Origin of the sequence: Blastopirellula retiformator, from assembly GCF_007859755.1 — a bacterium.
GTDB classification, from domain to species: domain Bacteria; phylum Planctomycetota; class Planctomycetia; order Pirellulales; family Pirellulaceae; genus Blastopirellula; species Blastopirellula retiformator.
Genome location: NZ_SJPF01000003.1, coordinates 896637 through 909019, shown reverse-complemented (window position 1 = coordinate 909019; position 12383 = coordinate 896637). Strand labels below are relative to the sequence as shown.

Below are 12383 nucleotides of genomic sequence, written 5' to 3'. Positions count from 1 at the left end.
TACCTCTTACAGAACGGCCCTCCTCAGACTCCTCAAGACCTATGCCAGCTATACGGATTGGAACGCGAGGCAGTCAACTCGCACAATGGCAAGCCAACTGGGTTGCCGATCAGCTTCGCGCCGGCGGAGCGGAAGTCGAAATCATCCAGATCGCCACCCAAGGTGACGTCACGAAAGGCCCCCTCGACTCGATCGGCGGACGGGGCGTCTTTACGACCGAAATTCAGGCGGCCCTGCTCGACAACCGCATCGACGTCGCCGTCCACAGTCTCAAAGATCTGCCGACCGAAGCGGTCGCGGGCCTACGACTGACGGCGGTGCCCGAACGTGCGGCCGATGGCGACGTCCTGATCTCGCCCAAGGCGTCGGACGTCCTCAGCCTGCCGAACGAGGCGATCATCGGTACCGGCAGCATGCGCCGCAAAGCGCAACTGTTACACCTGCGATCCGATCTGCAGATCCGCGACATCCGCGGCAATCTCGACACCCGGCTCCGCAAACTGGACGACGGTCACTATGACGCGATCATCCTGGCCGAAGCGGGCCTCCGCCGGCTTGAGATGTACGAACGGATCCGCCACGTCATTCCGAAGACGCAGATGCTGCCGGCCGTTGGCCAAGGAGCGCTAGGTCTGGAGATTCGTGAGAACGACATGGTCTCGGCCGACGTGCTAGCGCCGCTCAATCACGCTCCGTCCCACTACTCGGTCTTGGCCGAGCGTTCGATGCTTCGCAACTTGCGAGGCGGATGCCTGGCGCCGGTCGGCGCTTGGGGACGGATCGACGATGCCAAGCAGTTGCTGTTTCTCGATGGCGTCGTCGTCAGCGGCGACGGCCACCACAAGATCACCGCCTCGGCCTGCGGACCGCCCAATCGCGCCGAAGACATTGGCCGTCAGGTCGCCGACCAACTGGCGATCCAAGGCGCCGAACGACTGATCGCCTTCGCCCGAGCAACCGGCGGTTAGTCGCCTTGGCGCCATGTTCTTATCGCGTCTTCGCGAGAAGAACATGGCGCCAAGTGATCAGCACTTGATCCAACCGGCAAACAACGTCGCTACCGGCAACTCTTTCCGCTAGCGTTCCGCAATCCCTGCGTGTTCGGCAATTTCTGCGCGACGTTCTGGTCGCACCTTCGCGAGCGGCCGATTCAATTCCGTTCGTCGTATCTCTCGTTATTTGCAGCACTTGCGAGCTTCGCTCCGTTTCTTCCGCCAACTGACGCAAGTTTCGGCACGCCCCTTGCATTAGTTGAGCGACGCCTGGGGGGGCGAATCATGGATGAGACGCACAAATGCCATACGGCCTATACATCGCCGCGGAAGGCGCCCAAGCCCAAGCCCAACGGGTCGAAGTGCTCGCAAACAACATCGCGAACGTCGACACGGCGGGCTTCAAGCGCGATCTAGCCGTTCTCCAGGCTCGTTATTCCCAGGCCATTGAGGACGGCAAAGACTATCCCAACTCTGGCTCGATCAACGATGTCGGCGGCGGCGTCTACGTCAGCGAACGGGTCACCGACTACGCTCGCGGCACGCTGCGAGGCACCAACATGCCGACCGACCTGGCGATCGAAGGGGAAGGCTTCTTCCAGATCCTGATCGACGGGCAAAAGTATCTGACTCGCGCCGGCGACTTCACCTTCACCGCCGAAGGCAATCTGGTCACCGCTTCGGGCAACCCGGTGCTCGACACGCAAGGCGAGCCAATCCAGGTTGATCCCGAAGCTTTGGCCCGCCACGTGGGCGACTACTTCGACACCAACGGTTTCGTCACCGTTGGCGGCGACGTCGTCCCGCTGTCGATGGTCAAACCCGCTTCGCTAAGCGACTTGGCCAAGTATGGCGACACCGCCTTTTATCCGCTGGCCGGCGTGCAGGAGTTGGAAATAGACGAACGTCAGACCCGTCCCGGATTTCTGGAAGGCTCCGGCGTCAATTCGATCACCGAAATGATGACCATGATCGAAGCCCAACGCGCCTACGAAGCGAACGTCAACCTGATCAAAAACCACGACGAGATGCTCGGAAACCTGGTAAACCGCGTACTCCGCCAAGGCTAACCGCCGGCGTTTTTCCCCTTGGATTAAGTAACGACCATGAGCGTTCAAACCCTCTACACCGCCGCCACTGGGATGCAGTCGCTGCAGACCAAGCTCGACGTGATCTCCAATAACCTGGCGAACGTCAACACGACCGCCTTCAAGAAGGATCGCGCGAACTTCGAGGATCTGTTCTACGACAACCGCGTCTTGCCGGGCCAGCTCGACAGCACGTCGAACCCGACGCCGACCGGCACCGCCATCGGTTTGGGCGTTCGCGTTTCCAGCACGCAGACCGACTTCCAGCAAGGCGCCTTCCGCGAAACCAACCGCTCGCTCGACTGGACAATTCGCGGCCAAGGCTTTTTCCAAGTCCTCGACCCGAGCGGCCAGACCTTCTACACCCGGGCCGGCAACTTCTCGATCAACGCCAATGGCGAAATCGTCACCGGTTCGGCCGGCATCGGTCGTCCGCTGGAACCGTCGATCGTGATTCCTCCCGACGCGACCGCGATCGAAGTTTCGTCCGACGGCATCGTTTCGGTACAGCGTCCTGGCCTGCAGACCTTGGAAGAAGTGGGACAGATTCAGCTGGCCAACTTCATTAACCCGGAAGGCCTGTTGAAGCTGGGCGATAACCTCTACGCCGAAACGAACGCTTCGAGCGCGGCGATCATCAGCAACCCCAACCTCGACGGTTTCGGCGGTATCGAGAAAGGCTTCCTCGAAGCCTCGAACGTCGAACCGGTCCAGGAACTGGTCGACCTGATCACCACCCAACGCTCGTTTGAACTCAATTCGCAAACCGTCCAGGCGGGCGACCAGATCCTGCAGTTGATCACGAACCTGCGTCGTTAATCGTTTGCCACTTACCGGACACGGAAACCCATGCTTCGTACCCTCGCCACTTTCGCTCTGCTGCTAACGGGCCTGACCGGCGCCGCGCACGGCTACGACGTCGTCCTCCGCCGCGAAGCGGTGGTCGTCGACTCGATCGTTCGCCTGGGCGATCTGGCCGACGTCGCCGGCCCGTCGCAGCGATACGTGCAAGAGCTGGAGCAGTTGGAATTGTTCCCCGCCCCCAGCGCCGCCCGCTCTCGCTTCGTCACCATCAACGATATCCGCGCCCAACTCAGCGCTCGCGGGTTTAAGGACGCCGACCTGTACTTCACCGGCGCCAGTCGCACGCGCATCGTTCGCACCAGCGGCGACGCTCCGGTTCGCGAAACGATTCGCCAAGCCGCCGACGCAACCTCGATCCAGCAAACCGTCTGGAACGGCGGTCCGCTGGCCGAAGGCGAACAACTGGTCGTCCATACCGTTCGCCCGATTCGTCGCGGCGAAGTGATCCAAGCGACCGACCTGACCGTGCAACCGCTGAACCTAGTGCGGACCAACGGCAACTACGAAACCCGCATCGAATCGCTGATCGGCAAACAAGCGGTTCGTTCGCTGCCGGCCGAGCGTCCGATCGAAGCGGGCTGGGTGCAAGAGCCGATCGTCATTCGTCAAAACGACGTCGTCACCGTCATGGTCAAGATTGGCGGCCTGGTGATTCGCCGCGATGCGATCGCCGCCGGCGACGCCAGCGTTGGTCAACTGCTGAACGTTCAAGCGATCTCACCCGATTCGCGCCGCGGTCAGGAACGAGGCGAAATGTTCCAGGTTCGTGCAATCGGCCACGGTCAGGCCATCACGCTCAATAGCGACGAACATCACGTCACCGCTACCGCCCCGAAAGGAGCCCAACAATGAACCGTACCGCGATCCTACTTTCACTGCTGCTGACCGCCGGCGTCGCTTCGCTGGCCGCCGCTCAAGGCCCAACCTCGAGCCTGGCTCAGCGTAGCCTACCGGGCGTCCCCAACGGACAAGGCGAACAAGTCGAAGGCGCCATCCGCGACCTGAGCTGGCTCTACCGCGAATTGCCCCCGCCGCGCAAGATTCAGGTCCAGGACATCGTCCACATTCGCGTTGACGAAGCGGCCGAAATGGAGTCGGAAGGCCAACTGAATCGGCGGAAACAGTCGAACTTCAACGCGATCCTGTCGAACTGGGTTCACCTCGAAAACCTGAAGGCGATCGTGCCGGACGCCCAAAACGAGGGCTCGCCCCAGATCACCGGTCAGCTCAACAGCAACAATCGCTCGCAAGGCACCTTGGAAACGCTCGAAGAAGTCCGGTTTCGCGTCGCGGCGACCGTGCTCGAGATCTTGCCCAACGGCACGCTGAAGCTGGAAGCCCAAAAAGAGATCGAGGTCAACAACGAGGTCTGGACCTACTACCTGCGAGGCATCTGCCGCGTCGAAGACATCGATCCGAACAACGTCGTGCTGAGCGAACGCCTGGCGAACCTGAGCATCACCAAGCGTGAATCAGGCAACGTCCGCGACTCGTATCGCCGCGGCTGGTTGTTGCTGATGTGGGACGAATGGAAGTGGTTCTAAGCAAGGAAACGAACATGATCGCATCCGCCATGAAACCCGTTCGCCTCTTGTCGCTGGTCGTCGTCGCCGCGTTTGCGGCCGTCGCCCATGCTCAGCCGCAAACGCAACCGCCGGTCGCCCCGCCGCAGCCGCTGGTCGCCGAACGTTTTCAAATCACGCAGCCGCTGTCGACCTTCGTCCGCGTCAAAGGCCAGGAAGAAAACTTCCTGCAAGGGATTGGCCTAGTGGTCGGTCTGAAAGGGACCGGCGACAAGCAGCTGACCCCGACCCACAAGGCGTTGTCGCTGGTGCTGAAGCACCTGGGCAGCAACTCCGGTTCGGGCCCCGAGGGCGAATACCTGCCGGAAGCGCTGAAGACCGTTACCAACACCGCCCTAGTGATCGTGCAGGCTCGGGTGCCGGCCGAAGGCGCCGACGAAGGGGACATGATCGACTGCGAAGTCAGCTCGCTCGGCGCGAAGAGCCTGGAAGGCGGATCGCTGGCGATCAGCACGCTGCAAGGCCCCAATCCACACGACAAAACGGTCTGGGCGATGGCCTCCGGCAACCTCGAAACGTTCAGCAAAGCGGTGCCGACCAACGCTCGCATCAGTTCGGGCTGCCGAATCGAGCGGTCGATTCGCAACACGTTCGTCTCGAAAGACAACAAGGTCTACCTGGTGCTGAACGACGGGCACAAAGATTGGCAGATGGCCCAAGAGGTCGTCTTCAGCATCAGCAACCTGCTGCAAGTCGGACAAGGCTCGTCGGCCGGGACGCAAATCGCCCGGGCGCTTGATCAAAAGACGATCGAAGTGCAGATCCCGCCGCAGTATCAATCGGATCCGGTCTTTTTCGTCTCGATCCTGATGGACACGCCGATCGTCGACAAGCAATTGAATAACAAGGTGGTGATCAACAAGGCCCGCGGCGTGATCGTGGTCGGCTCGGACGTCGAAATCGGCCCCGACGTCGTCACCCACAACGGCATCAAGATCGAAACGATCGATCCGGAATCGAACAAGTTTGTGCCGGTCAATACGCAGCCCGCCTATGCGACCCGGCTGAAAGATCTGGTCGACGCCCTGAACACGCTGAAAGTTCCGGCCGAGGACGTGATCGACATCATCGTGGCGATCCACGCTCAAGGCAAACTGTATGGCGAACTGGTTTTTGTGAACTAACGATCGCCGGAAAGAAAAATCATGGTTAGCAACGTCAACGCCGATCCGAATGTCACCGCTCCCAACGCCAAGAACTTGGAAGTTCGGGAAAAGTTCGATCAGTTCGTCGGCGAGACGCTGTTTGGCCAGATGTTGAAGTCGATGCGGAAGTCGGTCGGCAAGCCCGCCTATTTTCATGGCGGTCGCGGCGAAGAGGTCTTCCAATCGCAACTCGATCAACTGCTGGTTGAAAAACTGTCTGAGGCGAGCGCCCAGGAGCTGTCAGGTCCCATGTTCGAGCAATTCATGTCGCAACAAAATTTGAGCGCCGAACCGAATGCGAGCAGCAGCTCTAGCGATTCGTCGCAACGTCCCCCGCACTGGAAACAGGTCAGCTTGTTGCAGGCCGTTCAAACGTTAGACGATCAACCGAGCGCTCCGCTGTTGGACGCTTTGGCGTAAACCCCCCTTCCCTCGCCTGCCGCTAGAGTAAGGTTCTCGTTATGTCTTTTACGCCCATAGACGACGTGTCGGAAGCGTCGACCGTCGACTGGGAAGCGTCCACCGCCGAAGTTCTGCAAGAACTGACCAGCGTCCAGGACGAACTGATCAAAGTGCTCGGCACCAAGCGCAGCCAGATGGTCGCTCGGGATATCCCCGGCATGGAGGCGACCCAACAGCGCGAGTTGGAGCTGATCAAGCGGCTCGAGCAACTTCGCGATGTGCGGCACAACCTGCTGACCTCGGCCGAACAACACGGGTTGCCCAGCGATAGCATTGCGTCGCTAGCCGAGATGGCTGATGGCGACGAAGGCGAGAAGCTGCGCGAGATAGCCAGTTCGGCGAAGGATCGGATGCGGACCATCCAGAACGAGACCCTGGTTAACTTCGTGCTAGCCCAGCGTTCCGTCCTGCATTTGTCGCAGATTTTGCAGATCATCGCGACCGGCGGCAAACTTCAGCCGATTTATGAACAGGAGAACTCCGCGCACCAATACTCGGCGCAACAAGGAGGAACTCTTGTGGACCACGAGGCGTAACGCCGCAAGGTCCCGGGAGAAAAGTCAAGGATGACTCTTTACACATCTCTACAACAAACGAAAAACGCGCTGCTTGCCGCGCAAATCGGCATTCAGGTGACCGGCAATAATATTGCCAACGTCAATACGCCTGATTATTTGCGCGAACGGGTCATCTATACTCCTGCGCCGACGCAGAAGTACGGCGGCTTGCTGCTGGGCATGGGGGTCCAGGTCGAAGGGGTCGTCCAGCAAGTCGACAAGTTTCTTGAAGAGCGTCTGCGCAACTCGATCAGCGATCTGGCCAACGGCGAAACGCAGGAAAACGTCTATCTTCAGCTCGAGGCCTTGGTTGGCGAACTGAGCAATACCGACATCAGCACCTCGCTCAACGATTTCTTGGGCAGCATCAACGACATCTTGAACCAGCCGGAAGATGTCGGCGTCCGCAACCTGTCGGTGCTCCGCGGTCAAACGCTAGCTAATGATATTAGCAGCATGTACAACCGTGCGCAAGAAATTCACACCGACTTGAACAAGCAAGTCAACCAAGCGGCCGACGACATCAACAGTCTGCTGAATGAAATTGCCGAACTGAACGTCAAGATCACCAATCTCGAGGCGGGACCGGTCACCAAGAGCGACGCTATCGGTCTCCGCGATCAACGACAACGGAAGCTGACCCAGCTGGCCGAAATCATCGACATCAAAGGGGTCGAACAGGAAAACGGTTCGATTTCGGTCTTCCTGGGAGGCGAATACCTGGTGATCGACGGCATCGCCCGTCAGGTCGAGACCAAGACGGTCGCCGAAGATGGGTTGAGCATCGCCAAGATGACGCTCGCAGGGACCGACTCGCCGATTCAGGTCAATTCAGGCAAGCTCAAAGGTTTGCTCACCTCGCGCGACGACATCGTCGGCGATTTCCTGAACAACCTGGACGACTTCGCACAGACGTTAATCTTCGAGTTCAACCGCGTCTTTTCCAGCGGTCAGGGAGAGTCGGGCTACCAGACGATGACCAGCGAGTTCTTCGTCGCCGAAGAGTCGATCGACGAGCCGCTGGATCAGGCCGGCCTGACCTACACGCCGGTCAACGGCTCGTTCACCGTCCACACGCTCAACACGGCGACCGGGCTTACCGAGACCGAAAACATCGCGGTCAAACTGAACGGCTTGTCCGACGATACCACGCTGCAAGACGTCGCCGACGCGATCAATGACATTGACGGCTTAAGCGCTTCGATTTCGCTCGATGGACATCTGCAAATTGATAGCGACTCGCCTGACATTGAATTCGCCTTTGGCAACGATACCAGCGGAGCGCTGGCCGCCCTGGGACTCGGCACGTTCTTCACCGGAACCACGGCCCGCACGATCGGCGTGCATGACGCCGTTTCGACCGATCCCTCGAAGTTCGCCGCCAGCAAAGGCGGGATTGGGGCCGACACCGACAATGCGGTCGAACTCGCCAGTTTTCTCGATCGCCCGCTCGATACCAAAGGGGGGCGAACGATTGAAAACGAGTATGAAACCTTGGTCGGCGATGTGACCCAGTCGGCCTCGGTCGCCAAGTCGGTCGCCGAAGGATACCGCGTCTTCAAGGAAACGCTCGATGGCCAAAAGCTGGGCCTCAGCGGCGTCAGCCTGGACGAAGAAGCGGTCAACTTGATTACCTACCAGCGGCAGTTTCAAGCGGCGTCGCGATTGATTTCGGTCATCGACGAACTGCTGGAAGTGCTGGTCAACCTATAACGAAACACAAGATGAAGTCGCGGTAACGACAGATTGAAGCGCAACCGATCGGTTCTCGTTGACCGGCGGCGCCCGAACGTACGCAACCATCATTTTTCCCTCGCGCTGGAAACAGCGCTACCGCCATGACCCGAATCGTACCGGTCCCGACAACCCGCGTTAGCGACGGCAACCTGCAGGCGCGTCTGCTGTCGCAGCTAGCGGCGAGCCAGGCCAACCTGTTCAGCCTTCAGAACCAGCTCAGCACCGGGCGACGGTTACTGGCGCCCAGCGATGACGCTCCGGCGGCGATTCGCGGCATCACGCTGCAGTCGCTGATCGAGCGCAAGACGCAGATCAGCGTCAACCTGACGACCAGTCAATCGTATCTTTCGGCGACCGATACGGCGATGGCCGGCGCCGCCGACCTACTGTCGGAAATGCGCGGCTTGGCGGTCACGATGGTTGACTCGACGGCGACCGATAGCGAAGTCGCCGCCGCCAGCCAGTCGTTTCAAAACGCGCTGCAGCAGTTCCTGGATATCGGCAACCGCCAATTCCGCGGTCGTTATCTGTTTGGCGGCTCGAACACGACGACCACCCCGTTTACGATCGAGAATGGACTCGTCACCTACCACGGCAATACCAACAGTCTCAACAGCTTTGCTGATACTGACCTGCTGTTCGACACCACCGTCAATGGCGATACGGCGTTTGGCGCGATCTCGCCGGAGGTGAAAACGAAGGTCGATCTCAATCCCGTTTTGACGCTCGATACGAAACTGTCCGATCTCCGCGGCGGCGCTGGCGTCACCAAAGGAAGCTTTGTCATCTCGGACGGAACGATTCCGGTCAAGATCGACATCAGCTCGGCGGAAACGATCGGGGACGTGATCGGCCTGATCGAACGAAATCCGCCCCCCGGACGTCAAATCTCGGCTCGGATCGACAACAACGGCTTGGTAATCGACATCGACGACGCCGGCGGCGGAAACCTGACGATTCGCGAAGAAGGGGGAAGTCGCGTCGCCGCCCAGTTGGGCATCCTGAAAACCAACGGCAATGGCGTCAACCCGATCGAAGGCGCCGACCTCGATCCGATCATCACCAAGTCGACCAAGCTGGCCGACCTGCTCGGTGCGCGAGCCCAAGCGCTCGTCTCATACGCCGGCTCGAACAACGACATCATCCTGAACGCCCTGAACAATGGCGCCGAAGCGAACGGGGTGACGCTTAACCTGGTAAACGACGACTTGCTGCAAGCCAAGCCGGGACTGACCCGCGGCAACGAAGTGGTCAACTTCGCCGAAGACCTACAGCGGGCCCAAACGACGCTCAACCTCGATGGCGCCGGCAACAGTCTGCTGCTGACCGCCAACTCGACCGACGGCAGTCTCGATCGCGTCAGCATCAATTTCGACTCCTCGGGCGATATTGGCGACGCCGCGGTGATTGGTCCCACGACCACCATCAACGGCATCAAGACGATCACCGTGCAGATCGACGACACTGACGAAACGACGCTGCAAACGCTCACCGACGCCTTTTTGGCCGATGGGCGGTTTTCAGTCGGTTTTGATGGATCGACTGGCGAAACCTACAATCCGGCCAGCGCCGTACTCGCCACCAACAGCGCGAACACCTATACCACGACCGTGTCGGACGTCGGCGTCAAAGCCCGAGCCGCCGTTCCACTATCAGGCGGCAACAACGACTTGATTTTGACCGCCAATCAGGCCGGCTTTGACTTCAACAACGTCAACATTGTGATCGACGCCTCGGACGACATTGGCGACGCCGCAACGGCCACCTATAGCGACGACGGTACGACGCGCACCCTAACGCTGGCTGTCGACGACAGCGATGAGACGTCGCTGCAGACGTTAATGAACGCCATTATCGCCGAGGGGACCTTCTCGGTGCGCCCCGACAGTTCTAACGGCAATACGTTCAATCCCGCGTCGTTCGTCTCGGCCACCGACGACGGCCCGATCGGCAACACCGGCAACAGCGGCGGCGACGAGAACGCGATCTTCGTACGGGTTGATGCGGATCGCACTACCGCCAATCATCTGGTTGAGGCGCTCAATGACGACGCCAATTTCAGCGAACTCTACTCAGCCGAAATCGACTACCACGACTCGATCTCCGACTTTCAGAGCGGCACTGGCGTCATCGACACGACGGTCACCGGGACGTTTCTAGGGGGAAGCGGCGCCAACTTTGACGCCGAATCGGGTCTGCAGATCACCAATGGGGAACAGACGCAAGTCGTGACGCTGGAAGAGGCGGAAACGGTCGAGGACCTGCTCAATATCCTCAATGGGGCGGGACTGGGGCTTCTGGCCGAAATCAACACCGCCGGCAGCGGCATCAATCTGCGTTCGGTGGTCAGCGGCGGCGATTTCAGCATCGGCGAGAATGGGGGCACAACCGCCTCGCAGTTGGGCCTGCGCACCTTCAGCGAGTCGACGCTACTCAGTTCGCTCAACCATGGCCTGGGAGTCAATTCGACCGACGGAACCGACTTCACGATTACTCGCAATGATGGGCAGCAACTGGAAATTGACGTTTCTAGCGCCAAGACGATCGGCGACGTTCTCAACCTGATCAATAATCATCCTGACAACCAGGATGGCAGCCCGATCGTCGCCAAACTGGCCGACTTCGGCAACGGCATCGAGTTGATCGACGACAATCCCCAGGGAGTCGGACGTCTGACCATCGAGCGCGAGACGCTTAGCCACGCGGTCATCGATCTCGGCCTGATGCCGGAAGGAGAATTGGTCACGACCGTCTCCGATTCGCCAACCGCCACGCAAGCGGCGGCGACGGTCGAGTTTGCGCCCCCTGGCGATGCGAACAACGCGATCGAAATCAAGGCCGTTCTGCCGGGCACGACGTTCAATAACGTCCAGGTCGAGTTCGTCAACTCCACCGCCTCCGGCGATCAGGCGATCGTCAACTACGATCCGACCACCAAAAAGCTGACGATCGACGTCGATCCGGCGGCGACCACCGCCAATACGGTCGTTGCGGCGATCAACGCCGACGGCATCTTCAGCGCCGATCTCTCGCTCGAAAACGATCCGACCAACAACGGCACGGGACTAGTCGCCGACGTTGGCGTGTTGGCGTCGACCAACGGCGGCACGCCGGTCGCCGACGCCGAGCCTGCCACGGCCGCCGTTGCGTTTGCAACGCCGGAAGACGTAAATACCGCCTTCTCGCTGCAGTCGCTCTATCCAGGCACGCGACACAATGACGTCGAGATCATTTTCACCGATACGCTGGTCTCCGGCGACCCAACCGCCGTCTATAACTCGGGCGCGAAAACGCTGACCGTTTCGATCGACGCCGGCGTCACGACGACCACCGAGATCATCAACGCGATCAACCTGGAAGGGACGTTTCAGGCCGAACTCGACCGGAGCGTCGATACGACCAATGACGGCAGCGGAACCGTGTCGGCGACCGGCGCGGTTGGCACAACCTCCGGCGGCACCGCCGAAGTCCTGGCCGGCAAGGACGTCAATCTGCGGGAGACCAAAAGCGTCTTCAATACGCTGATTAAGCTGAACGAATCGATCGTCGCCCGCGACTATGTGCAGATCAGCCGCCTGGTCGATTCGCTGGACGCCGACCTGGAGCGGCTCAGCTTCACGCGCGGCGAGCTTGGCGCCCGCTCGCAAAACGTCGATCTGCTGAAAACGCGGCTCGATGACGACATGATCGAACTGCAGGCGAACCTGTCGGACGAGATCGAGGTCGACTTTGTCGAAGCGGCATCTAACTTTGCGGCGCAACAGGCCTCTTACCAGGCTTCGCTGCAGACGATCGGCCAGATCTATCAGTTGTCGCTGCTCGACTATATCTAGCTGCCTGTTGAAAAATGCCCTCGTGGCATTTTCCAACCTCACCAGGCTCAGAGCATAGCTCTTCGCGGCTCGCATCCGTGCGATCACGCAGTCCGTCAAGAAAATCAACGGACTGCTAAGTC

Annotated in this window: 10 protein-coding genes; all 10 read left to right on the top strand. The window is 59.9% G+C overall.

Going from position 1 to position 12383, the window contains the following annotated elements; translation table 11 throughout:
- Positions 1-41: 41 nt before the first annotated feature.
- A complete protein-coding gene (hemC, locus tag Enr8_RS15510) occupies positions 42-968 on the top strand; it encodes a hydroxymethylbilane synthase (RefSeq protein ID WP_146433107.1) in 927 nt (308 codons plus the stop codon).
- Between the two features lie 326 nt (positions 969-1294).
- On the top strand, positions 1295-2062 hold the full coding sequence (locus tag Enr8_RS15505) for a flagellar hook-basal body protein (RefSeq protein WP_146433105.1): 768 nt from the start codon (positions 1295-1297) through the stop codon (positions 2060-2062).
- A 36-nt stretch (positions 2063-2098) separates the two neighbouring features.
- A complete protein-coding gene (gene flgG / locus Enr8_RS15500; protein ID WP_146433102.1) occupies positions 2099-2899 on the top strand; it encodes a flagellar basal-body rod protein FlgG in 801 nt (266 codons plus the stop codon).
- Positions 2900-2929: 30 nt separating this feature from the next.
- The gene (gene flgA, locus Enr8_RS15495; RefSeq protein ID WP_146433100.1) at positions 2930-3796 is read left to right on the top strand and encodes a flagellar basal body P-ring formation chaperone FlgA; all 867 of its coding nucleotides are present in this window, start codon (positions 2930-2932) and stop codon (positions 3794-3796) included.
- The gene (locus Enr8_RS15490) at positions 3793-4488 is read left to right on the top strand and encodes a flagellar basal body L-ring protein FlgH (protein WP_146433098.1); all 696 of its coding nucleotides are present in this window, start codon (positions 3793-3795) and stop codon (positions 4486-4488) included. The genes flgA and Enr8_RS15490 overlap by 4 nt, the downstream gene beginning before the upstream one ends.
- A 14-nt stretch (positions 4489-4502) precedes the next feature.
- On the top strand, positions 4503-5651 hold the full coding sequence (locus Enr8_RS15485; RefSeq protein ID WP_186767675.1) for a flagellar basal body P-ring protein FlgI: 1149 nt from the start codon (positions 4503-4505) through the stop codon (positions 5649-5651).
- Positions 5652-5672: 21 nt separating this feature from the next.
- Entirely contained in the window at positions 5673-6092 is a 420-nt protein-coding gene (locus tag Enr8_RS15480; protein ID WP_146433094.1) for a rod-binding protein, read from the top strand.
- Between the two features lie 41 nt (positions 6093-6133).
- The gene (gene flgN, locus Enr8_RS15475; protein ID WP_146433092.1) at positions 6134-6670 is read left to right on the top strand and encodes a flagellar export chaperone FlgN; all 537 of its coding nucleotides are present in this window, start codon (positions 6134-6136) and stop codon (positions 6668-6670) included.
- A gap of 30 nt (positions 6671-6700) precedes the next feature.
- Entirely contained in the window at positions 6701-8404 is a 1704-nt protein-coding gene (gene flgK, locus Enr8_RS15470) for a flagellar hook-associated protein FlgK (RefSeq protein ID WP_146433090.1), read from the top strand.
- 125 nt (positions 8405-8529) lie between these two features.
- Complete coding sequence (gene flgL / locus Enr8_RS15465) at positions 8530-12261, top strand: flagellar hook-associated protein FlgL (protein ID WP_146433088.1); 3732 nt, start codon at positions 8530-8532, stop codon at positions 12259-12261.
- Positions 12262-12383 lie beyond the last annotated feature (122 nt).